The organism is Prosthecobacter sp., assembly GCF_044222565.1.
Classification (GTDB): domain Bacteria; phylum Verrucomicrobiota; class Verrucomicrobiia; order Verrucomicrobiales; family Verrucomicrobiaceae; genus Prosthecobacter.
The window spans coordinates 294,908-318,158 of the sequence record NZ_JBGANA010000003.1; the positions used below are offsets into that span (position 1 = coordinate 294,908).

Genomic DNA, 23,251 nt, shown 5'->3' on the forward strand with positions numbered 1-23,251 from the left:
AGCATCACTGCGGCTTGGGATCGCGGCTGAACATGCGCTGGAAGAAGTTTTTCTTCTTGGCAGGCACGACGACCGGGGCGGGCTGCGGCGGAGGCGGAACCTGGGGGAAGCGCTGCGCGGCCTCGGCACCCGAGCTGGTGCGATAGTCTTCACTGAGAGAGGTGTTGCGGACATCTTCATTGTCATTGACGACCTGCGGCTGGATGAAGACGATGAGCTCCTTGCGGGTGACGCTGTTGTTGTCGGTGCGGAAGAGCTTTCCGAGGCCGGGGATCTGACCAAGCAAAGGGATGCCGGACTTGTTGAGGTTTTTTTCCTCGGAGATCAAGCCGCCGAGCACGATGGTGTTGCGGTCAGGAATCGTGACGGAGGTGACGAGCTGCTCGGTGCCGATGATGGGCACAAGATTGGGCTGAATGAGCTGGGTGCCGATGAGGGTGTCGTTGATCTGGGAAATGGTGAGGGTGACTTCTCCTTCGACGTTGATCAAGGGCACGACTTCAAGCTTGAGCACCACATCCAGGTAGCTGGTGGTGGAGGTGACCGTGCCGTTCAGGTTGGCGGCGTTTGTGACGGTGCTGGCGGGGTAGGGGACCTTGCGGCCGGAGGAGATGACGGCCTTCTTGTTGTTCAGCGCGAAGATGGAGGGACGGGAGAGCACCTTGAAATTGCTGTTGGTCTGCAGCGCATTGAGGTACACGCCGAGGCCGCTGCCGGCAGCACCATAAAGGTTCAGCCCTGTGGTGGGGCCAAAGGGGGTGGTGACGGCATTGGTGCGCAGGTCATTGATGGCGCGGCCGACACCGCCGGTGCCACCGAGGAAGTCGGTGCGGTTGGTGATGCTGCTGGCGGTGAAGTTTTTGTTGGTCAGGGACGAGATGTAGTCGACTCCGGTCAGCATCGTGTCGGTGAGGGTAAGCTCGCCGATGACGGTGGCCAGATAGACCTGAGCAGGCTTGCGGTCGAGCTTGTCCAGGAGTGCGTCCACTTTGGCGATCTCCTCCTGACGACCCATGACGATGATGGTGTTGGACATGGGATCTGCGACGATGCGGGACTTGCCGACGAGAACGGAGACAGGCGCGTTGTTTTCGGTGGGGCCGGAGACGACGTCCGCGCGGGAGCCTGTGGTGCCACCGGCAGTGGCGCCAGTGGTTCCTGTGGTGCCGGAGGCGGCGCTCGCGGTGTCAGAGCCAGAGGCGGCAGCGGCGGTGTTGCCGATCACGCCGCCACGGGTGCCCTGGGTGGTTCTGCCGCCGAGCAGCTGGGTGCTGTTCGTGGCGAGCACCTGCTGGCGCTGCTGCTGGATGCTGCCGCCGCCGGGGAGCTGGGTGGTGCCGGCATTGACCTCCTGCAGGCGGTCCACCAGGGAGCTCAGGACATCCAGAGCGGCCGCGTAGCGGAGCTTGCGCTCATAGGGAGCGGTGTTTTCCAGAGGCTTGTCAAACTCAGCGATGAGGCTGGCGACGTAGGTGTAGTCGAGCGGGGAGGCGACGACGAGGATCTGGTTCAAACGCGTGTCCGCCACCACCTGGGTGCTGGGCTGGGGTGTCTGCTGGTTTTGTGAAATCTGAGTGTTGACCTGAATACTGGAGGGTTTTGGTGGTTCCTTGTTGTCACCCTTTTCACGGCCGTCGCTGGCAGCGGTGCCACGAATGGTTTTCACGCCCTTGCTTTCCTTTTCCTGGGCCTGGGCGTTCAAAGTGGCCTGAATGATCTGGGCGATCACGGCGGCGTCAGCGAACTTGATGGGGATGAATTTGGTGACGAGGGAGGAACCGGTGTCCCCCAGGTCAATGGCTTCACGAATGCCGATGAGCTGCTTGACGACCGTGGCGCTTTCTGTGATGAGCAATCCAGGAGGCGAGGTGACCGGAGTGATGCGGCCGTAGGCGCCAAGACCGACGTGTCCGGAAAGCATGGTGGCGGCGTCCTCGGGGTCGAGGAAGTCCAGCTTCATGAAGTAGGAGACGATGCTCTCGTTCGGCGGAATGTCCTTGGCGCTGGTGTAAAACTGCACGCCGTGGGAGAACTGCACCGCATTGGCGCTCTGATTGCGCGCAGGAAGGATTTTGGCGCTGGTGCCGCCGGGCTCTGTGACGATGGCGTATCCATTGGCCAGCAATGAGGCTTCGATGAGCTTGATGGCCTCGGCCTTGGGAACCTGCTTTGGCGTGACCAGGCTGATGGTGGCGCCTTCGAAAATGTTGCTGTCCTTGATCAGGGTGTAGCCGGTGAGTTTTTCATAGATGGCCAGCAGGTCCGCCACGGGATTGTTGGCAAACTGCATCATCACGTTGTCTCCCGTGATCTGGAAGGCCTCAGATTCTCCTCCCGCACCGGCTCCGTCGCCCATGCCACCACCGAAGCCACCGGGACCACGACGACCAAATCCGCTGCGGCCGCCGCTGGGGAAGCCGCCGCCGCCAAATCCGCCGCCCGGGGGGCGTGCCCCATCCGCAGGGGGGGCGCCCGGGGCGGTAGCCGCCGGTGCGGGTGCCGGGGGCAAGGTAGGTGTGCCCGGAGGCGCGGCTGCCCCGGGAGCGGCTGGGGCGGCCGGCGCCGCCGCAGCAGCGTTTGCATCAGGTGCGGCAGGGGCGGTCGTCGTCGTGACAGTGGTCGTCGTCGTGGCCGCCGGAGCCGCGGGGGTCGGAGGCGGTGCGGGTGGAACAATGCTTTGGCCGCGGAGAGTGGCGGTGATGGCGAACAGGAACGTGGTGAGAGCAGGAAGACAACGATGCATGAAAAAGGGAATGAGCGTGATTGGCGGTAAAGAGAGGGGGGAGGGGACGGTTACTTGCCCCCGCCATCCTCTTTTTGGATTTTTTCAAAGATGGTGCGGATGGCGTTGCGACGCTCCTCCTCCGGGGCGCTGCGGAATTTTTCGTCTCTGAATTTTTCGCTCATGGCTTCACGGAATTTGTCCTTGGCCTTGTCGGAAAGGCTTTCGTATTTCTTGCGGTCTTCTTCGCTGGGGCCTCGGCTGCTGCGGTTGAAGCGGTCGCCGCCTTGGGAGTCACGAGATCCCCCCTTGTCGCTTTTGCCCTTGGTCAGGTCGTTCTTGTCGAGGGTGCTGTGACGGATGCTGAAGGTCTCGCCACCGATGGCGATCTTTGCCTGAGCGCGCTCAATGTTGGTGGTCGGCAGAGCCTCCATGAGCTTCCAGCCTTTGAGGTTCGGCTCCTCGGAGACGACGAGAGACTGCTTCTCGTTTTTGTCAAAAATGGTCACGACTGGTTTCCCATTCACGTAGGCCATGCCGGTGAGCACGAGGGAGTCTGAAATGCTGACGATGCGGGTGAAGGGAGAGTTTTGAATGACGGCGCTCAGAGATGTGGCGTCGAAGGGCTGCGGGAGGTCGGGGTCCACGGGGCCGGCGGGAGCAGGCGGCGGGGCCGATGCAGCCGGCGGCGGGGCCAGCGTGGGATCAAATTCGTCTCCCGGGAGAGGAAGGAGATCCGCGGTGGTCAGGGGAGCCTCCATCGGAGCGGCTGCAGCTGCGGGAGCATCCGGAGCTGCCGCGGGAACGAGGGACTGGGAACGCAGGCCGGCAGCCGTGCTCAGAACAAGGATGGCGGTGAGAAAAGTTTTCATGGTTGGAATCCGTTTTCCGGTTTGAACCAGCGCGCCAGTACGAGGTTGCACAAAGCCTGCGGAGTCTTTTCCTTGGCCCTGGAGTCAATCTCGAGCTCAAGCTGTTTGATGGCCTGAAATTTTTCTGGTGACTGCAGGGTGGCCAGCCAGCCCAGCAGGGTGGTCTGGTCCCCCCGCAGACGCACTTCGACAGCCACCTCACGATAGACGGCTGCATTGGCCTTGCTGTCCGCGGAGTCCGGCAGGAGCTGCTGCTTCTGCACCTGAAGCTGGTAGTCGAGGGCGACGTTCTGAATTTCTTCGAGCAGCTTGGCCTGGGCGGTGCCGAGACTCTCGGTGGTGGGCATGTTCTGCTCCATCCAGGCGGAGCGCTTGTCCCAGAACTCGCGGTCAGCCATCCATTGCCTGTTCTCCTCCTTCTCAGCCTGCAAGGTGCTGATGCGCGAGAGCGCGGCGGTGCGGCGGTCGAGGAACTGCTTGAGGCCGATGAATGTGGCCATCAGCAGAAGGGAGCCGATGCAGGCGCCGAGCAGTTTCTTTTCACGTTGGGTGAGGGCGAGAGCCATGGTGGGAAGTGAGGATCAGCGGATTTTGTCGGCATCAATGAATTCGCGCACGGCTTTGGCGTACATTCCCAAATCCTGGTAGCGCAGGCTGATGTATCCATAGCAGTTGCGTTTGCTCTCCAAAGCATCCAATTCCACCCTTTTAAGGGCATTGCGTAAATTGAGCACGATGGTTTCCACCTTGGCAGTTACCTCGGCTGGCGACACGCGGGGTTTGTTGACCAGTTCGCCCAAGCTGCTCATGTACGAATTGGTCGAGGGGTGCTTTTTCCAGCCGCTGGTGTCGCGCTTGATTATCGCGTGAACGGCGGTTACCAAGGCGTCCGCGTCTTCCAGTTTTTTGGACTGCTGGGCAAAACGAGTCCATTCGATGGCCTCCCACTGAGCCACACTGTCCAGACGGTATCCAAAGAGCCTCACCGTGGACTTGATCTGGGAACCGGCATTGCGTGCGGACGCGGAGTCCGATTTGTCAGAAAGACTGACCGTGATGCTTTCAGTGTCCACTCCCAGAACCTTCCAGGTCCGGGTGCTCAGGATGGGACTGCCGCTGTTCCCGTGGAAAGTAGGCGCGTCGTGCTCGATCTTTGCGGGTCCGATGCCGACGATTTTTCCTTCAGTTTGCAGGATGGTGCCGCCGCCAAGGCTGTTGCCAGGGACAAGGATGAAGTCGCCCGTTTTATGGGCGGTGTTGACGCTTTGCTCCGTTTCGAAAAAGGCCGAAGGCACGGAGTTGAGCTTCAGCAGGGCGATGTCCGCATTTTGCGCGCCGAAGATTCCCGCGATCTGGACGTCGGTTCCGTCCATCGTGGTGGCCCTTATGGAGCTTTGCCCGCTGATCACGTGCATGTTAGTCACCAGGAACACATTGTCTTTAACGCTCGCAAAAAAACCGGTGCCGGTGCTTCTGTCTCCGGTGATGACCACCATGGCACTCTTTTTGTCAGCGGGGAGCTTGTCCACGTAGTCGCTGCTGGTCGCCTTCCTATGGTTGCCGAGGACTTGGCCCTGAGCGAGATCACAGCTCCAGGCAAAATGCACTGCGAACAGGGCGGTTTTGATCAGAGGAAAGGATGATCTGAGGTGCGTGCTCATACAGGTTGAGGGTTATGGCAGCTTGCCCTGGGCACGGAAACTTGCGGTGGTGCCTTTGACTTCCGGCCGCGGATTGGTCCATTCGTAACGGCTGAGAATGCGGTTCTTTTTGAAGTCTTCGATGAACTGAAAAGCCAGCTGAGCGTCCCGTGCTTCACCACGGATGTCGATCTCCTTGCCCTTCACTTCAAATTTGCGGATGACGATGCCGCTGGCAGGCATGATGCGGTTGATCTCCCCGAGCAGGAAAAGCGGGTAACGCTGCGGCTCGATGGCGGGGGCCAGGACCTTCCAGCGTTCGTTGGCCTTGCGCACGGCGGCCGCGGGCTCGCTGGTGAGCTCCACCTCTTCGGCGAGTTCCTTGGCGCGCTTTTCCTGGAGATGAAGGTAGGCAAAAGCCATGAAGGCCAGGGAGGCGTAGAGCAGCCCGCCCAAGGTGAGCGCGCGGATGAGCTTGGCGCGACGGTTGAGATCGCTGATGGCTGTGCGTACCCCCCCGGGAAGGAGCTTGGTCCAGGTGGCGGTTTCGAGGGCGCTGTTGGGAGGAAGATCAGCCAGCGCGCGGACCGGAAGGTCCAGAATGGAACTCAGGCGCGTGGTCAGATCACGATCAAAATTTGCCCCGACGAGGGCCACGCCATTGATGGAATCGGGGCCGAGTTCGGCTTCAAGGGTGAGCCGCGCCAGGGTGATCTCCAAGGTCAGCGTCTCTTCTGAGACCGGAGTTTTGGCAAAAATGTGGCTGTGATAAAGCTTGCCCTGGTGACTGGCTGCGAGAACGAGGTCTCCCTGCTCTTCGGCAATGACGATATGCCCGACTGGCAGCTGGGCCAGCCTGAGAGCGGCCGTATAGTCGCTGGCATGCGAGGCTGCGAGCGACTCCGGGAAGGGCTCTGCAAGAATGTCAACGCTGACGATGACCAGTGCGCCGCTCTGGCCCAGGAGGTGCCAGCGGTAGTTTCTGCCCACAGCGTCCTGCTCCAGCTTGAAGCCCCGGCGTTCCAGCTGGGTGACGATGATCTGCTCCAGCAGCTCGGAATCCGTCTGCGGCAGGATGAGGCCGATGGTGCGGCAGGCGGATGCAGGAAGCCCGATGAGCAGGGGCTTGCTCACATGTCTGGCTTCCGCCGGGCTTTCGACGGTTTCTGCACTGGAGGTCGCCCGGGGTTTCCACACGCGCCAGGAGGCATCAGGGGCGGGAAGAAGCAGGGTGGTGGCGGCGAGTGACATGTGTGAGGGGCCTTGTAGAACGTGCGCTAGGGTGGGAAGTTGCGGCGTTGAAAAACTAATCTGGAATGACGGATGCCAAAGCGGTTGTCGAGTCGAATTTACTCCTCGATCCGCCCGAGATAGGTCACCGCATTGGTCGTCTGGTCACGCCGGGTGACGAGAATGATCTTGGCGCGTTTGTCACCCACCCAGCCGATGCTGGTGATGCGGCGCAGAGAGGTGTCGCTGTCGTTGACGATGCCGCTGACGGCGTTCAGCCGGTCTCCATTCAGACCGAGGATCTGGTAGGCCTCCGGGGCACGGATGCGGCGGTCATCCTCCGTGCCGGGGATGCCGTCCCCTCCATCACGCTCGCTGATGAAGCGCTGGACGTCGTTTTCAGACGCGCCGGTGACGGCGAGGAGCACATCGGCAAAGACTGTGCGGAGGTCGATCTGGCCTTCCCCGTAGATGCTGAAGTAGTTGCGCCAGTCCGGCTTCTTGCGGTCCACGGCATCCATGCCGCGCACGAGGAGCATTTCCTCCACCCGGATGAAGCCCTGATTGCGCGGAGCATCGTAAATGCCCAGGCTCTTGTAGTATTCGGCCTCGGCGCCGTTGGCGCGCTGAGTGCTGTCATTGTCCACCCAGTCCGCGAGGGAATCGGCGGCGATGCCTGCGTCCTCGGCATTGAGCTGCCAGAAAATGAAGAGCTTGTACACGGCCTCGCGCAGGCGCTCGTCCGTGATGTAATTGATGGGGATGCGGGCGCCTTCGTAGTTAATGACGACGTCGAAGCCGCTGTCCGGCCCCACTTTCTGCTTCATGACGATGTCGCCGCGCCGGGTGTTGGGATGAAGGCCCACGGCCAGGCCGCTCTCTGCCAGATGGAGGGCACGAAAGTCGTAGGACGCCTGATTGGATTCATCCGCGCTAAACTTGATGTACTGCACCACCCCCATGACGGTGATGGACATGAGCATGATGGCCCAGATCATGAGCATAAGGGCGGAAGCACGCCTGCGCCTGGAGGCATGGGGCAGGGGCGTTGCTTGCAAAGGAACTGGCAGGCAGGTCTTCATGGTCCGGGAGGTGCTCCTCCACCAGCTGGGCCGCCACCACCAGGGGCACCGCCGCCCGGAAAGCCGCCGCCGGGCGGACCGCCGCCAGGACCTCCAGGGCCGCCACCGCGACCTCCAAAGCCACCTGGTCCTCCACCGGGGCCGCCGGGGCCGCCAGGACCTCCGCGTCCGCCACCGGGACCACCAGGGCCTCCGGGACCTCCCGGACCACCGCGACCACCGCCCTGGTTGTTGTTATTGCCGCCCGCGTTTTGGTTGTTGTTATTGTTGTTCCCGTTGTTGTTCCCGCCTGTGTTCGTCGGCGCCCTGCCGGCCACAATCGTCAGAACCGGTACGCTGAAGACCATGCGAATGGGAAGTTTCCGGTTTTTCATGATCAGCTGGGCTTCGATCAAGTCCGGCCATTTTGACTTGCTCCACTCTTCGTACCAGGTCTCCTCCTTCTCGACGTAGAAGCGCCATTTGAAGGAGACGACGTCTGGCAGCAGCGGCATCCAGTAGCGGCCTTCGGAGTCCGGAGCGTAGATGCCGGTCGTAGTCTGACGGGTGCCGGATTTCATGTCGCCAGTCTGCGGGATGAGATCTTCACGCGAAAGGCTGACGTAGTTCAGCGGCTTTTGATTGTCGTCCACGACGACCTCCGGGTAGGGGCGCAGGCTGAGGATGGTGTCCTTGAGGGTGATGGGATTGTTGCCGAAGGGGAAGCAGTCCGGAGAGCCTGAAATCGTGAGCTCCTGGATCACCGGGTCGGTGCCCTGGATGAGTTTCAGGGACAGGGTGGCGGTGCTGGGAAGGGTGGCAAAGGTGCGGCGGCAAAGCTCGATGAAGCGGTTCACCGAGTCGCTCTCGCGCTGGGTGTGCTCGATCTCCGACGCTCCGCGCACGGAGCCGCGGATGATGCCAAAGAGCGCGGCCGTGATCATGGAGAGGATCGTGATTCCGATCACGATCTCGATCAGGGTGAAGGCGGAACGCCGTCTACTGCTGGGCGGGCTTGTAAACATAGACGTCGAGTTTGTCCTCCTGCTCCACACCCTCAAAGGAAGAGGTGGCCAGGATGGAAAGCTTGTACATGTCGCTCAACACACCGCCGCTGGTGGTCTTCAGGGAGAGCGCCTCCGTGGTGCTGGTGTAGGTGATCCCGTAAGTGGGGTCCGTGTAGGTGGTGGACATTTTGGCGAGGGGCTTGTTGCGAAGCTCCTCGAAAAAATTGCGCATGCCGATGCGGATGATCTGGTCCCGCCGCAGCAGGTTGGCGGTCTCCAGCGCCTGGTCGAGGCACTTTGCCAGACCGAGCACGGCGATGGAAAAAATGGTGAGGGCCAGAACAAGCTCCAGCAGGATGTAGCCTCCCGCACTCCGCGAACGAGAAAAATGGAGAAAAGGCTTCATTTCAGCTCGATGCTTTCTTTCACGATGTCTGCCGTGAGTGCGGCGAACTCCACATCAAAGGTGGAGGACGGGCCCTCGACATGGATTTTCAAAGGCTGGCAGACGCCACTGGGCTGGAAAACCCAGAGCTTGACGATCTCTCCCTCGATGACCGTGGGCTCGGCGTCGTACCAGTGCTGGATGGCATACTTCACCTCCTTGGGAAGCTCGTACTTTTCGGACCAGTGTTCGTCGTATTTGGGGGGCGGAGGCGCCAGGGGAAGGTCGGAGGTCTTGGTGGCTCCGGAGCCGCTGTCGATGTCGGACTTGTCTCCCTCCTCCACGGAGCTGATCACCGCCGGCTCCTCCTCTCCGGCCAGGAGGAATTCATTCAGTTCGGCGAGCTGGAGGTACGGATTGAAGTATCGGGATGCCGTGAAGCCGGTGGCATGAAACGCCACCTGGTAGGGGCGTTTTTCTCGCATGGCCCGCATGCGGGCCTCGCGCGCCAGGCCCACGAGGGCCGTTACCGGTTCGCGGGCCATGCTCTCCTCCTTGTAACCCGTCAGCATCGGCACGGTGGCCGCCGCCAGCACGGCGACGATGGTCAGAGAAATGACGATCTCGACCAGCGTAAACGCCCGGGTGAGCCGGGCGGGCACATGCCGCAAGAAGGCAGCCTGACGAAGCGCGTAAGGAGCGCTCGCGTCATGGCAGGTCTTCGAGATCCGGCATGTGAATTTCATGAATTACTTGGTGGCCGCAGGCTTTTTCCAGTTGCCGATGTCGTCGTCAGTGCCGTCAGCTCCATCAGGGCCGACGGTCCAGAGATCATAGCCCTTCTTGGATTTTTGCGGAGGGGTGCGGTACTTGTAAGGCTGGCCCCACGGGTCTTTGGGCAGCTCCTCCATGAAAGGACGATAGTTGTCCGGAACGGGTTCGATGGTGGGCTTGTCCACCAGAGCCTGCAGTCCCTGCTCGGTGGTGGGCACGCGAAGCGCACGGCCCTCGTAGGACTGGAGCGCGAGGGAGATCTTCTCCATGTCAGAGCTGACGCGGGAGTCTTTGGCGGTGTCGATCAAACTGGAGTACATCATCATGGAGCCACCGGCGAGAATGGCGATGATGGTCAGGGTGATGACGATTTCGATGAGCGTGAAGGCTGCGGAAGCGCGTGTGCGAGAGTTCGGTGTTTGGATCTTCATGACGGGGGGATTGAACAAGATTTATGAGGTTTTGAACAGGAAGAAATGCGGTTGGTTGCGCTGTGCTAGCTGCTGCCGCGAATGCCGGTGACGCTCTGGGCAATGGCGGCGACGATGGAGTAGGCCACGGTGCCGACCATGACCGCCATGACGATGAGGATGATCGGGGTGATCATCGATGTCATGCGTTTGATACGCTTGTCGAGCTCCTTGTCGTAGCGAATGGCGCATTTTTCCATCGATTTGCCCAGCTGGCCGGTCTGCTCTCCCACTGCGATCATGTCTGCCAGCAGGAGGGGGAAGCTGCCGACCTTGCGCAGGGCATTGGAAAGCGGGGCGCCTTCTGAAACGAGGGTGGTGACCTTTCCCAGGAGGTCTTGGATGAAGACGTTGGCGGAGATTTTGGACACCAGGCGGATGCTGTTGAGCAGCGGGACACCATTGGTGATGAGGCTGCCCAGAGAATGCGCAAACTGGGCGTAGAAGCGCATGCTCATGATGGGGCCGAAGAGAGGGAGGGTGAGCTTGGTCCCGTCCCACCACATGCGGCCGGCGGGGCTGGAGATGTAGCCGCGGAAGGTCAGCACCGCAGCAGTCAGCACGATGCCGATGGCCCACCACCACTGGCCCATGAAGTGATTGAAGCTGATGAGAAGCTGAGTGGCGGCCGGCAGTTTCTGGCCGTTTTTGCCCATGAGGTCCATGATCTGCGGCACCATGAAGGTCATGAACACCACCATGAGCACAATACACGCTCCAATGAGGAAGGCGGGGTAGATCATGGCCTGCGTCACCTTGGCCTGAAGATCTGCCATGACCGCGAGGTTGTTGGCCAGACGGCGCAGGATGCTGGGAAGGGAGCCGCTGACCTCGCCGGCGGCGGCGAGGTTGCAGTAAAGATCGTCAAAACTGGGAGAGGCTTTCCGCAGCGCCTTGGCCACGGAGGAGCCTTCCCGCAGCTCATTGCGCATGGTGGAGGCGATCTGGCGCAGAGCACCCGACTCCTGGCGCTCCTGCATGACGCGGAAAGCCTGGTCAATCTGCAGGCCTCCATCGAGCAGGTCGGCGAGTTCTTCGGTAAACAAGACAAGCTGGGCGCGCTTGAGTTTCACCGGCCCTTGTTCCGCTGCCGCAATCTTCGCTTTCGCCGCGTCCGACTTCTCGTCCTGGGTCACCTTGACCGGCGTGAGCGCCTGGGACTCGATCTTGCGAAACGCCTCGGCTCGGGAACCGACCGTGAGGGAGCCTGTGACGGTCTGGCCGGTGGCGGTGAGGGCGGTGTAGGTGAAGGCGGGCATTTTCCGGTGGGCGGTGGCCGGTTGGCAGTGGGCTGTGATCAGTGGCAGAAGGACTGGTGCGTGGCGATCATTTTGCCTAGCATGCTGCCAATTGAGGCGAGGTCGTGCAACAAGCGGCTGTGTTGCTCATTCGTTATGTACTCGCAGGCAAAAGCGCTGTCAATCCAGTGCGCCGTTTCCTGCAGTTCCCCATCTGAGTCTGTCAGCTTGCTGAGGAAATGCGCCTCATAACGTCGTTTTGCCCACGCTTCGGCCAGAGTGGCTCCGACGGCTCGTGAACTGCGGCGCATCTGGTCCGTCATGGAATACATTTCCTCACGGGGAAAGGTTCGCGAAATTTTAAAAATCTCCTGCTGCAGTCTGAATGCAGATTTATATACCTCCAGATCTCGGTAGGTGCGCACAATGGGATTGCGATTCAACGAATTCATGAAGCTAATATGAGTCAGCGTTTTGGAGCTGGAACGAATGCGTAGGAGGGAAGTTGCATTTCAACGGGACAAATATCGAGCCTGGACGGATTAAATGGCGCTTGAGCAATGGTGGCTGAAAAGGTCTGTTATATTCGCGGAACACCGCCCTCTGACTACCGTTCACCGCTCACCGGATTACTCCGTCGCTGCGGTCACGGTCATCACCTCCTCAATCGTCGTCACACCTTCCGATGCTTTGCGGAAGCCATACTGGCGCATGGGGATCATGCCGTCCTTGATGGCCTGGGCCTTGAGCTCGATGTTGTTGGCGCGGTTGTTGATCTTTTCCTGCAGCGCCTCGCTCATGAGGCAGATCTCCATGATGGCGAGACGGCCGGTGAAGCCGGTGTTGCGACAGGCGCGGCAGCCGGCGGGCTTGAAGAGCTTGTTCTTCCATTCCAGCGGGAATGCGATGGAGCGCAAATGGCTGTCTTCGTAATGCGCGGGCTGCTTGCACAGGCCGCATAGCGTGCGCACGAGGCGCTGGGCCTGGAAGGCGCGCACGGAGGAGGAGATCATGAAGGGCTCGATGCCCATGTCGATCAGACGGGAGATGCCGCTCACGGCGTCATTGGTGTGCAGCGTGGAGAACACCAAGTGACCGGTGAGGGCGCCGCGGATGGCGATCTCAACCGTCTCCTGGTCGCGCATTTCCCCCACCATGATCACATTCGGGTCGCCACGCAGAATGCTGCGCAGGCCGGCCGCGAAGGTGAGATCGATCTCCGGCTTCACTGCGATCTGGATGATGCCGTCGAGCTTGTTTTCCACCGGGTCTTCGATCGTGACGATGCGGCGCTCCTTGGTGTTCAGCTCCTTGAGGAAGGTGTAGAGCGTGGAGGATTTGCCGGAACCGGTGGGACCGGTGACGAGAATGATGCCGTTCGGCGCAGCGAGCAGTTTGCGGATGGTGGCCTCGGTGGCTGGATCCAATCCAATGGCGTTCAGGTCGAACTTTTTGCGGGTGAGCAGACGGAGCGCCACGGACTCTCCATTCACGCTGGGAATGGTGGCCACGCGCACGTCGATGGGCTCGCCGTCGAGTTCGAGATTGATACGTCCGTCCTGCGGCATGCGGCGCTCCGCGATGTCGAGGTGAGCCATGATTTTGAGACGGGAAATGAGGGAGGCCTGGAGCAGGCGCATGTTTGGCGGCACGGGGACTTCGAGCAGCTTGCCGTCCACGCGATAGCGGATGCGCAGGTCGCGCTCCAGCGGTTCAACGTGAATGTCCGTGGCGCGTTCCTTGAGCGCTTCGCGGAAGATCTGGTTCACGAAGTTGAGCACCGTGGCTTCTTCGTCGGCCTCATCCAGCACGGTGGTCTCCTGCTTCATGTCGTCGTGCTCATCGCCAGCGTCACGGCCTTCGAGGAGCTCTTCGAAATTCTCCGCGCCCACGCCGTAGCCCTGATGCAGGGCCTCCAGGATGCGGTGGCGGGGGGCGATCTGCCACTGGACCCGTTTGCGCAACTCCTGGCCCACAGCCTGGCGGGCGCTGAGGTCAAAAGGATTGTAAGTGAGGATGGTCGCCTCGCTCCCGGTGACATGAACGGGACAGATGCGGTGGCGCAGCGCGAGTTTGGCGGGGAAGTTGGTGCGCAGACCATCGGCAGCATCGCCGGCGCCTTCCTCGGCATAGGGCATTCCCAGGCCGGTGGCCAGCTGGGCAAAAAAGCGGTCTTCATCGACCATGGTGCTGTCAACCACGGCGTCCAGGAGCGGCTGGCGGTTGTCGGCGGCGATTTCGAGGGCGTGGCGCAGGCGGGTGGGTTCCTCGCATCCGGCGCTGGCGGCAGTGCGGACGAGAACATCAATCAGGGAAGGGGCAGGCATGTGGGGCAGTAGAACGCCTCAACGAGGACAAAGTTTCTCACTGTCTGCAAGCACATCATCCGCAAAGAAAAACGGTGGAGCGGGAGGAAACGTGTGCTACATGCCCAGCCTCTATGAATTCGCATTCCACCATCCTCCGCGGTTCGTTGAAGGCCCTCGCCTTTGCCGGACTTGCCCTCGCTCTCAGCAACTGCGCCACCGCGAAGAAATCGGGCAACTATTCCCTCAATTTTGATCCCCCCGCCAAGGCGGTGAAAAACCCTGCCAACGTGCGGGTGAAGCTGAGCACCGGCGCGCAGCGCGTCTATGTGATGGAAGGCAACGAAGTGCTGCTGGCCACGCCATGCTCCGTCGGCACCGCCAGCACCCCGACTCCGCACGGCAATTTCACCATTTACCACAAGGAGGCCCACCGCCGCCGCGCCAGCTCCCCAGGAGCCGGCTACCCCATGACCTTCTGGATGGAGTTCAAGTCCGCCTACGGCATGCACTGGGGCTGGGTGAAGCCCGTCCCCTGCACCCACGGCTGCGTGCGTCTGCCGATCAAGTCCGCGCAGAAGATCTTCAGCATGGTCCGCACCGGCACCCCGCTCAACATCGCCGCCTCCCAGCCTGAGGACGCCACCATCGGCAAGACCCTCCCAGTGCTGAATGACAGCAGTCTCGCCGACCCCCCAGATTCGTACATGAACAGCCCCAAGGTCTTTGAAGACGCCGCCAAAGGCAAAATGTACTACTGATTCGTATCGTATTGATCCCCTCTCTTATGTCTGCCCCCGCTCCAGCCGCCCGTCGTGTGAATGTTCGCACCCCGGAGGTGATGGAGCGTGTGCAGGCAGAGGTGGAAACCCACTACCGCAGTCTGATTGTCGAGCAAATCCGTGCCAAGGGCAGTGTGATCCAGATCGGCAATACGACGGTTCGCCTGGCGCGGGATTTCGGCTTTTGCTATGGCGTGGAGCGCGCCATCGATTTGGCCTATGCGGCTCGCAAAGTCTTCGCTGACCGCCGCGTTTTCCTGCTTGGCGAAATCATTCACAATCAGGAGGTGAACCGCCAGCTCACCGAGATGGGGGTGGTCAGCATTCCCAATGCCGAGCACGAAGCCATGGTCGCCACGATGACCCCCGAAGATGTGGTCATTGTACCCGCATTCGGTGCGGAAACCCGGCTCATGAAATTGATCGCCGCCCGCGGCTGCATGGTGGTGGACACCACCTGTGGCGACGTGATGAGCGTGTGGAAGCGCGTCCGCCAGTACGCCAAGACCGGCTACACCTCCATCATTCACGGCAAGGCCAGCCATGAAGAAACCCGCGCCACCTCCTCCCGTGCCATGGGCGATGACGGCATGGGCAATTACCTCGTCGTTCTGACCCTGGCGGATGTCGATTACGTCTGCGACTACATCCGCAACGGCGGTGACAAAGAGGCATTTTTGAAACGCTTTCCGGCAGGATCGCATTCCGACGGCTTCGATCCCGACCTGCACCTGACCCGCATCGGTGTGGCCAATCAGACGACCATGCTCAAATCGGAGACGGAAGAGGTGCAGCGCCGTCTGCGCCAGGCCGTGCTGGACCGCCATGGCCCCGAGGCAGGCGTCACCAATTTCCAAGTCTTTGACACCATCTGTGGCGCCACCCAGGAACGCCAGGATTCGCTCTTTGGCCTGCTGCAGCAGCCGCTGGATGTGCTTCTCGTCGTCGGCGGCTACAACAGTTCCAACACGACGCATCTCGTCGAAATTGGCGAGCAGCAGCTCCCGACCTTCTTCATTCGCACGGCCGACTGCCTCAAGTCCCTGGAGCAGATCGTCCACTTTGATCTTCACCTTAAGGCGGAGAAAGAAAGCTACTCCACCAAGCTGGCCGGCGACGGACCGGTGACTGTGGGCATCACCGCCGGTGCCTCCTGCCCGAACAATCTCATCGAAGACACCGTGCTGCGCGTCTTCGGTCTGCGCGGCGTGGATGCCGATGCCGTGCGCGCTGCTTTGAACTGACATGCAGTACACGCCAACCATCGAAACCCGCGAAGAAGTCATGTTCTTCGACACCGACTGCGGCGGCGTGGTGCACAACATCGCCTACTTGCGAATGATCGAGACCGCGCGCACCCGCCTGGCCGCGCTCATGGGCATGAAGCTGCGCGAGATGTCTCAGACCCACCTTTTCCCCGTCGTGGTGCGCACCGAGATCGACTACAAAAAGCCGGCACGACTGGGCGATGAACTCGTCATCCACGGCAAGCTCGAAACCGTCGAGCGCGTGCGCTTCTGGTGCTCGTTTGAAATGCGCCGCGCCGAAGACAACGCACTTCTCATCACCTGCCGCCAGTCACTGGCTCTGGTGCAGATGCCCGAGGGCAGGCCAGTGCGCCTGCCGGACGAGTGGAAGGAAAAGTACAAGCACCTGGCGAAAAGCTGACGTGATGCGGGCACTCTTGCCCGCACCGCATGTCCATAGGATGTTCGTCTGCGGGCAGGAGTGCCCGCATCACTTGGCTGGCTTACCGCCCGCTCACACCCGCCGGCTTCTTCGGCTTCTTCTCGGCCTTCGGCTTCGCTTCACGCGGCGGGAACTCCCAGCTCATGATGCGTTTTTCGCCAGGGGTGCAGACGAGGAAGGTACTGAAGGGGCGGCCGCGCTTGGAGATCATGCCGGTGATCAGCGAGGTCTTGCCGTTCTCAAAGAACTCGCGCGCATTCTCAGGCGTGATGTCCTTCTGGCACAGCTTCTTCGGCAGGCGCGCGTTGCACTTGGAGGTTTCGGTGGCGTTGATCTTGCACTGATAGGCATCTGCCGTCTCGTAAATCTTCTCGCCCTTGCGGCCCTTCTTGGCGCAGACCGGGCAGTCGGCGATCACAGGACATTCGTCCCAGTTGATGCTGTCGGGATCGCTGCCATCGCCAAAGACAAAGGCGACCTTCATGTCGTCCTTGATCTGCAGCGCGGCGCTGAATTCCTTGCCCTTCTTGCTGCGGAAGCCTTCGAGTGGCCCGACGAAGCGTTTTTCGATGAGCGTGCGGATCTCCTCGTCGCTCAGGGCGCGGCTGGCCACGGTCTTGAAGACGCGGACTTTGCACTTCGGATTTTTGCAGCCGTAGAACTCTTCGGTCTGCTTGTAGCCTTCCTTGCTGCCGCATGTGCCGCAGGTCGCCGGGAAGTCAGGGAACACCTTGTCCTTGGCCGCCTTGGAGTAGGCCTTGGTCTTCTCCACGACCTGCTTGGTCAGGTGGCGGATGTCACGCATGAAGCTCTCGCGGTCCAGTTCACGATGTTCCATCTGGCGCAGCTTGTACTCCCACTGGCCGGTCATTTCCGGTGAACTCAACGCATCAATGCCGATGGCGCTGATCTGGTCGATCAATGCAAGGCCTTTGGCCGTGACGTGGAAGTCACGTTGCACGCGCTCGATGTAGCGGTCCATGATCAGGCCTTCGATGATGGCCGCACGCGTCGCCGGCGTTCCGAGGCCTCGCTCGCTCATCGCTTCGGCGAGTTCTTCGTCCTCCACCAGTTTGCCGGCGCCTTCCATCATGGAAAGAATCGTCGCTTCCGTATAGCGGGGCGGTGGCTTGGTCTGGTGCTCGTTCACTTCGACGTCCAGCGTCTCAGCTTTGTCGCCGGTATTCGCGGCCACGAGCAGCTTGGCGGCGTCTTCGCCTCCTTCGGCGGCTTCCTCGGCCGCTTTCTTGCCGTACACCGCCAGCCAGCCCGCTTCCTTGAGCACCTTGCCGTTGCTTTGAAACGCATCCTGGCCCACGCGGGTGATGCGCGTCGTCACTTCAAACTCGGCTGCTGGGAAAAACACAGCCACAAAGCGGCGTGCCACCATGTCAAAAAGCTTCTGCTCAGCCTCGGGCAGCTCCTTCGGCGGGATCTGTCCGGTGGGGATGATGGCAAAGTGGTCGCTGACTTTGCTGCTGTCAAAGATGCGCTTGTTTGGCCGCACCCATTTGTTGTCCAGTGCTGTGGCCGCGTGCGTGCCCAGTTCATGCGGCAGCGCATCCTGCTTGCGGCTGTCATGGCTCGCGAAGGTCTTGAGCGTGTCCGTCACTGTGCCAAGATAATCTTCCGGCAGGTGGCGGGAATCGGTACGAGGATAGGTCAGCACCTTGAACTTCTCATACAGCGCCTGCGCAATTTGCAGCGTGCGCCGCGCGGAGAATCCAAAGCGGTTGCTCGCCTCGCGCTGCAGGCTCGTTAGATCATAGAGCAGGGGAGGGGCCTGGCGCGTCGGCTTGGTCGTCTGTTCAATGACACCCGGCTTGCCCTTGCAGCGGTCGGCGATGGCCTGCGCGGTGCCTTCGTTCCAAATGCGCTCGGCCTTTTTGTGCTCGTCGTTTTCGTCCTTCTTGAAGCTCTCATCAATCCAGCGGCCCGAATACTGGCCGGCGGATACTTCAAACAATGCGATCGCTTCAAAATACGTGCGCGGCACAAACGCCGCGATGTCACGCTCGCGCTGCGCCAGCACCGACAGCGTCGGCGTTTGCACGCGTCCCACAGGTGTGAGGCGGAAGCCGCCATGCCGCGAATTCAGCGCGGTAAGAGCACGTGTGCCGTTGATGCCCACCAGCCAGTCGCTCTCGCTGCGGCACTTGGCGGCGTCTGCCAGCGGCAGCATCTGCTCATTGGTGCGCAGGTGCTTGTAGGCATCCAGGATGGACCCCTGGGTCATGGACTGCATCCACAGCCGCTGCACGGGCTTTTTGCAGCCGCTCGCATCCATGATGTAGCGGAAAATCAGCTCTCCCTCACGCCCGGCGTCGCAGGCATTGATCACGCTGTCGATGTCCTTGCGCTTGAGCAGCTTGGTCAGCAGCTTGTATCGGTCCGCGCTGCTTTCGATCGGGTTGAGCTCAAACTGCTCCGGCATGATCGGCAGGCTGGTGAAGCCCCACCCTATCTTTTTGCCGTCCACCATGGGCATTCCGAGCTCCAGCAGGTGGCCCACGGCGGAGGAGATCACGTGGGTTTCGTTCTCATACCAGTCCTTTTCTTTGGCGAAGGGCTTCATGCCGGGGGCTTTGGCAAGTGCGCGGGCAAGATCGGCTGCGACGCTGGGCTTTTCGGCAATGATCAGGGCTTTGGGCATGTGCGTATGAACAGGTGATGACGGGAAAAAGGGCCTACTTAGGGCATGCTTTCACCCCGGATGTCAAGGTTCGGGCACTTTTAGACCCCAAATGGCTTACGCCGTTCAGCCCTGCTCAGACTGCTGACAGGCGGCAAAATTAAACTCCGCTTCTCTGGCGAGAAGTGCCGCAGCGCGTGCTTGTGTGCGCCTTGTGCTCGCCTATCGAACCACCTGGGTTGCATTCCCACCCGTGCTCATATGAGCGAGGGCCGCGGTGCGATGTTCGGACGCAAGATCATTCATTCCCAGCCGCTCATACAGGTCCGCCAGTTTGGTGTGGGAGGAGTTCTTGTCACGGGCGTTTGGCAGGGAGCGCTCAAAGTCGCGCACCGCTTCTTTGAACTCGCCCATCTTCGCATGCACGTGGCCGCGGGTGTCCAGGAAGAAAGGGTTCTCCGGCTCCTGCTCGATGAGTTCATTGATCAGGGCGAGCGCCTTTTCCAGCTCACCGTGGTCTGTGGACACCGAGGCAATGGCCATGGCCAGATTGTTGCCGATCACCTTAAATCCGGGATTGAGTGAACTGGCGAGCTCAAAATGAGACCTCGCGGATTCCCGGTTGCCCTGCTTCCAATCCTGAACGCCAAGGTAATAATGAAGGAAGGAGGTCGCGGTGCCGCCGTTTCCGAGAATGCGCTCCACATAGCGTTGTCGATCCGACGGCGTGCTGGTGAGCTCTTCACAATCGCTGAGGAATGCCATGATGAGATCCTGGCTCTCCGGGCTGACCTGGATGCCCTGCTCCAGCAAATGCAGTACTTCCATGCGGTCTGCTGTCAGCTGTGTTTTGAGATACCGGCTCCAGGAAAGGTAGATGCCGCCGATGAGCTGGCGCTCGGCAGGAGTGGGCGTGCCTTGGATGCTTCCCAGCATCCATTGCACGGCTTCGTCAAACTTGCGCTGCAGGCTGAGGCTGACGGCGATGGAGAAACGCACTTCACTGCCGTTTTCGGTGGCGGTTTTCTTCATGGCACGCAGGGCGCTTTCAGCCTTCCCGGCAAACTTGATCGCCTCATCCTCCTGGCCGGTGAACTGCAGGGCGGTGGCCTTCATCAGCATGAGGTCCGCACGCTTGTCTGTGTCCATTTTGCGCAAGTATTTCAGCGCCGTATTCCAGTCGCGCCGCCCGGCTGAAAAGCGTGCGGCAAGCTCCAGCGCGTTTACATCGGAGGGATCGCTGTGCAGGGCGTTGCTGATGTGCTTCTGCACCGCATTCATATCGCCGTCCTTCTGGGAGAGCAAAATGGCGGCCTGAATGACGTGGGCCGGTGCGTGGCCAGGACGGTCCACCGGGGCGATGCGGGACAGCAGTCGCAGGGCATCAATCTCACGGCCCATGCCGCGCAGCGCCTTGGCTTCGAGCAGGATGGCCTTCGAGTTTTGCGCTCCCTCCTGCATCAGGCGCATGGCGGCGATGCGCGCTTCCACGAAATGTCCTTTGTCCAGCTCGCTTTGCGCCTCGCGCTCCAGTTTGCTCAGATGTTCGCTGCTGGAGTCGCTGCGAGAGTTGACGGCCATGAAGGCCAGCAGAAACAGGGCAAAGAATGCAGGCAGTCCCAGCACGAAGTACATGGTTTTGCGCTGATCCAGCATGGAACTCATCCGGTAACGCATGTGATCAATGAAATTCGCGGTCATTCGCTTTCCTTTCCTGTTTGTGGGCTTTGGTTTGAGATGGCTTCGGCAAGTCGGCTGCGCGCTCCGGCCAGCAATGCGGTGAGGGCGTCTTTTGAGCCGGGGTCGTTTTCCGGCTCCACGCTCATGATCTGGAGCACGTAGGAGGTCGTGACTGGCTCCGGGGTCGTCCAGCGCGAGAGCAGACGGCCGGTCAGGTGGTCCATGGGTTTTTCAGATTTAAAGGACTGTGCGGTGCCGTGCTCGTCCAGCACGCTCAGCCAGAGATGCGCCCGCGCCATTTCGGTGGGCTGCGTCATCTCCAGAAAGCGCACCGTGTTCTCGCCGTCTCCTGGCAGGGAGCCGTCCACCTGCTTCTGAAACTGCCAGCCCTGCCCGGTGTAGCAGAGGCGTGTGTCATGAAAGCCGAGGAAGGGGAAATTCACCGCCACATAAGCTTCCAGGCTGCCTTTGCGGTAGCGCCACACCTGGTTGCGCACACCGAGATTGCCGATCATCGAGTTCTCCACCGGCTTGTCGCCGTCGAGAGTCCAGCCGGACAGTTCTCCCGGCATCTGGAATTCTCCCGGCGTTGCCTGCCGGGTGCTGGCCAGTGCCGCAGGGGCAGGACGGAAAAGCGCGAGAACTTCAGGGCCGAGGAGCAGCGTGGTGCCGATGACTGCCACGCACAGGCTCAGGCTGCCTAGCAGGCGTGGAGCTGCCATGGGAGAGAATGCGTCCGCACGCCCCTCGGCGGCCGACCTGTCGGAGGTGCTGTTGAAAATGAAATGGCAGCCGCAGTCCGCGCTGTAGATCAGCAGCAGGTCCAGAATAAAGAAGGCCACGCCCACCGCCTCATGCACCAGACCGCGGTCGAGGTCCCATCCCCAGAAGTGGGAGCTGCCGATCACCAGGCAGATGCGCAGGACGTTGGAAGCCACGGAGATCAGGCCCGCAGTCACCAGCAGGGCCAGTGCGTGGAGCCAGGAGCGTTTGTTGAGGCAGCTGATGATCAGCGCCATGCAGACCGCCGCGAGCAGGGAGTTCGTGCCGCTGCAGGCGTCATCCACGAAGAATCGCTTTGCTGGCGTGGCCACGATGGTGCCCTGCACCACATGCAGCACATGCATGGCGTCCAGCCAGCCCTGGCTGAGGCGCGCGGCCAGTCCGGCAAGCATCTGGTGCAGCTGCTGGTCCATCATCAGCGGCGGGGGAATAAAGAAGAGCGAGAGCACAGGAAGCGACCACACGGGTGCTTCGTTCCTTCCTGGAGTGCCCTTTGCCACAGCCAGAGCAGCGGAGGCCAGCACAAAGGCCAGTCCGGCCAGGACGGGAGAGATCAGAACGAATGAGACGAGCGCCACTAGCAGATGCCCAATGACCAGCCACCTGAAGGCGGATGGGTTCTCAGGGCAAAGCACCGCCCGGGACATGCCATCCCGCGCCGCCAGCCAAATCCAAGTTACCAGCGGAAGCGGGAAAAATTGGCAGGCTGGGTGACGCACCCAGATCTCCTGCAGGGCAAAAAACAAGCAGACGAGCGAAGTCGCGGGCAGCAACCACAGGGAGATGTTTTTTGATGGAGAGCGGGTGTTCAATGGCGCGAGTGGGTGGGAGGTGAATGGTGGGCCGCGGCTCGGACCGAAATCAGACGATTTCAGCCGTGGCGGTTTTCTTCTGGCGCTTGAAGGCCACGCAGGCCAGGCCCAGGAGACCGCCAAAGCCAAGGATCATGGCTGGAGGCTCGGGAACCGGAGCGATGGGGGCTGGAGCGGCCGTGTAGGTGTAGGTCACTTGCAGGTTGCCGGTGCTGGTGCCCGTGATGCTGGTGAGCCAGGAGGTGGTGACGCCGGATCCGGAGGCCGTGACAGTGGCGCCGAACGTGTTCGTCATGTACAGGGGAACAGAGCCGGTGCCTTTGAACGAATCGAAATCCGTGTCTCCGGGCAGGTAGCTCGAAGAAGCCGTGAGAGTACCAAGCGCGATGTCGTTCAGGGTGTAGGACTGGCCATTGGTCAAGGTTCTGCTGGCTGTCGATCCGGTGAGGTTCACCGTTTTGGTTTTGGTGTCCTCCTCAGCCAGCGTGCCGGTGTCTCCAACGGAGGGCAGATAGCCGTCCACCGTGTTGGTGAATACGATCTTGTTCACCGTCACCGTACCGGAGTTCATGTTCGTGACGGAAGCGGTGGCGATGCTGGAGTTGACCGTCCAGTCAAGCGTGACGCCTGTCAGCGTGCCTAGAGCGGTGTTGAACTGGTTGAAGTAGAACTGGCTGCCACTGGAGATGGTGCCAAAATCAACCGTCTGTGTGATCACGTCAGCCCGGGTTGTGAGAGCTGTTGCGAATAAGAATGTAGCTAGTGTGATGATTATTTTCATAACAGCCATACAATCGACATGAAAGGAAACGACACAAATCCCGAATGGTAAGTGATGCCTTATGAATAAAGAGTTTTAGATTCAGAAGGCAGAGGCTTCAAAACAGGCACGCGGAGACTGCGGCGAAAGCTCCGTTTTTCCCAGTGAAGCCCGAACTTTCGAGGCTTCAATTCCGCGGAATTTTGCAAGGTGATTAACACCTTTGGGTCGCGACGAATGGTCCCGGAAATTTATTACCATCCTTCACTCAAAACTAAAGGATCGGGAATCTTCATGCCGGTAAACAATACTATGCCAGGGGCCGCGAAAGGCTGCGGCTATTAATCATGACGCGGCAAACCCTTGCTGCATCTTGCGATGCTCTTGGAAGGGGCCTGAATCCGGACA

General features: G+C 60.7%; 20 protein-coding genes. 3 read left to right on the forward strand and 17 right to left on the reverse strand.

The window, feature by feature from the left end; genetic code table 11:
* Positions 1–4 precede the first annotated feature (4 nt).
* The 13 genes from ACILSR_RS05725 to ACILSR_RS05785 all read right to left on the reverse strand — a co-directional run bounded on the left by ACILSR_RS05725 (position 5) and on the right by ACILSR_RS05785 (position 13,726).
* Positions 5–2,743, reverse strand: coding sequence for a secretin N-terminal domain-containing protein (locus ACILSR_RS05725; RefSeq protein ID WP_395748772.1), 2,739 nt, complete (start codon positions 2,741–2,743; stop codon positions 5–7).
* Positions 2,744–2,793: 50 nt separating this feature from the next.
* On the reverse strand, positions 2,794–3,594 hold the full coding sequence (locus ACILSR_RS05730) for a hypothetical protein (protein WP_395748773.1): 801 nt from the start codon (positions 3,592–3,594) through the stop codon (positions 2,794–2,796).
* A complete protein-coding gene (locus ACILSR_RS05735) occupies positions 3,591–4,160 on the reverse strand; it encodes a GspMb/PilO family protein (protein WP_395748774.1) in 570 nt (189 codons plus the stop codon). The genes ACILSR_RS05730 and ACILSR_RS05735 overlap by 4 nt, the downstream gene beginning before the upstream one ends.
* A 15-nt stretch (positions 4,161–4,175) precedes the next feature.
* Positions 4,176–5,255, reverse strand: coding sequence for a serine protease (locus ACILSR_RS05740; protein WP_395748775.1), 1,080 nt, complete (start codon positions 5,253–5,255; stop codon positions 4,176–4,178).
* Positions 5,256–5,267: 12 nt separating this feature from the next.
* Positions 5,268–6,485: a hypothetical protein gene (locus ACILSR_RS05745; RefSeq protein ID WP_395748776.1), complete on the reverse strand. Its 1,218-nt coding sequence runs from the start codon at positions 6,483–6,485 to the stop codon at positions 5,268–5,270.
* Between the two features lie 98 nt (positions 6,486–6,583).
* Entirely contained in the window at positions 6,584–7,462 is an 879-nt protein-coding gene (locus tag ACILSR_RS05750) for a general secretion pathway protein GspK (RefSeq protein ID WP_395748777.1), read from the reverse strand.
* Positions 7,463–7,542: 80 nt separating this feature from the next.
* A complete protein-coding gene (locus ACILSR_RS05755) occupies positions 7,543–8,550 on the reverse strand; it encodes a type II secretion system protein J (RefSeq protein WP_395748778.1) in 1,008 nt (335 codons plus the stop codon).
* Entirely contained in the window at positions 8,525–8,938 is a 414-nt protein-coding gene (locus tag ACILSR_RS05760; protein WP_395748779.1) for a hypothetical protein, read from the reverse strand. Before ACILSR_RS05760 ends, ACILSR_RS05755 begins: the two co-directional genes overlap by 26 nt.
* Positions 8,935–9,663, reverse strand: coding sequence for a Tfp pilus assembly protein FimT/FimU (locus ACILSR_RS05765; RefSeq protein WP_395748780.1), 729 nt, complete (start codon positions 9,661–9,663; stop codon positions 8,935–8,937). The genes ACILSR_RS05760 and ACILSR_RS05765 overlap by 4 nt, the downstream gene beginning before the upstream one ends.
* Positions 9,664–9,666: 3 nt before the next feature.
* Positions 9,667–10,122: a type II secretion system major pseudopilin GspG gene (gene gspG, locus ACILSR_RS05770; RefSeq protein ID WP_395748781.1), complete on the reverse strand. Its 456-nt coding sequence runs from the start codon at positions 10,120–10,122 to the stop codon at positions 9,667–9,669.
* A gap of 65 nt (positions 10,123–10,187) precedes the next feature.
* A complete protein-coding gene (locus ACILSR_RS05775) occupies positions 10,188–11,420 on the reverse strand; it encodes a type II secretion system F family protein (protein ID WP_395748782.1) in 1,233 nt (410 codons plus the stop codon).
* A gap of 38 nt (positions 11,421–11,458) precedes the next feature.
* Entirely contained in the window at positions 11,459–11,851 is a 393-nt protein-coding gene (locus ACILSR_RS05780) for a four helix bundle protein (RefSeq protein WP_395748783.1), read from the reverse strand.
* A gap of 177 nt (positions 11,852–12,028) precedes the next feature.
* Entirely contained in the window at positions 12,029–13,726 is a 1,698-nt protein-coding gene (locus ACILSR_RS05785) for a GspE/PulE family protein (protein ID WP_395748784.1), read from the reverse strand.
* A gap of 113 nt (positions 13,727–13,839) precedes the next feature.
* On the opposite strand from ACILSR_RS05785, the gene ACILSR_RS05790 reads away from it, so the two are divergent.
* Genes ACILSR_RS05790 through ACILSR_RS05800 form a run of 3 tightly spaced genes read left to right on the forward strand, consistent with a single transcriptional unit; the run spans position 13,840 to position 16,155 of the window.
* The gene (locus ACILSR_RS05790; protein WP_395748785.1) at positions 13,840–14,466 is read left to right on the forward strand and encodes a L,D-transpeptidase; all 627 of its coding nucleotides are present in this window, start codon (positions 13,840–13,842) and stop codon (positions 14,464–14,466) included.
* A 26-nt stretch (positions 14,467–14,492) separates the two neighbouring features.
* Complete coding sequence (locus tag ACILSR_RS05795) at positions 14,493–15,731, forward strand: 4-hydroxy-3-methylbut-2-enyl diphosphate reductase (protein ID WP_395748786.1); 1,239 nt, start codon at positions 14,493–14,495, stop codon at positions 15,729–15,731.
* A 1-nt stretch (position 15,732) separates the two neighbouring features.
* Positions 15,733–16,155, forward strand: a complete 423-nt coding sequence (locus ACILSR_RS05800; RefSeq protein ID WP_395748787.1) for an acyl-CoA thioesterase — start codon at positions 15,733–15,735, stop codon at positions 16,153–16,155.
* A gap of 82 nt (positions 16,156–16,237) precedes the next feature.
* Here ACILSR_RS05800 and ACILSR_RS05805 read toward each other — a convergent pair whose 3' ends face one another.
* The 4 genes from ACILSR_RS05805 to ACILSR_RS05820 all read right to left on the reverse strand — a co-directional run bounded on the left by ACILSR_RS05805 (position 16,238) and on the right by ACILSR_RS05820 (position 22,801).
* The gene (locus tag ACILSR_RS05805; protein ID WP_395748788.1) at positions 16,238–18,829 is read right to left on the reverse strand and encodes a DNA topoisomerase III; all 2,592 of its coding nucleotides are present in this window, start codon (positions 18,827–18,829) and stop codon (positions 16,238–16,240) included.
* 201 nt (positions 18,830–19,030) lie between these two features.
* The gene (locus ACILSR_RS05810) at positions 19,031–20,509 is read right to left on the reverse strand and encodes a tetratricopeptide repeat protein (protein ID WP_395748789.1); all 1,479 of its coding nucleotides are present in this window, start codon (positions 20,507–20,509) and stop codon (positions 19,031–19,033) included.
* Positions 20,506–22,212 carry an exosortase U gene (gene xrtU / locus ACILSR_RS05815; protein ID WP_395748790.1) on the reverse strand — a complete coding sequence of 569 codons (1,707 nt, stop codon included), beginning with the start codon at positions 22,210–22,212 and terminating at the stop codon, positions 20,506–20,508. The genes ACILSR_RS05810 and xrtU overlap by 4 nt, the downstream gene beginning before the upstream one ends.
* Positions 22,133–22,801, reverse strand: a complete 669-nt coding sequence (locus ACILSR_RS05820; protein ID WP_395748791.1) for a choice-of-anchor E domain-containing protein — start codon at positions 22,799–22,801, stop codon at positions 22,133–22,135. The genes xrtU and ACILSR_RS05820 overlap by 80 nt, the downstream gene beginning before the upstream one ends.
* Positions 22,802–23,251 lie beyond the last annotated feature (450 nt).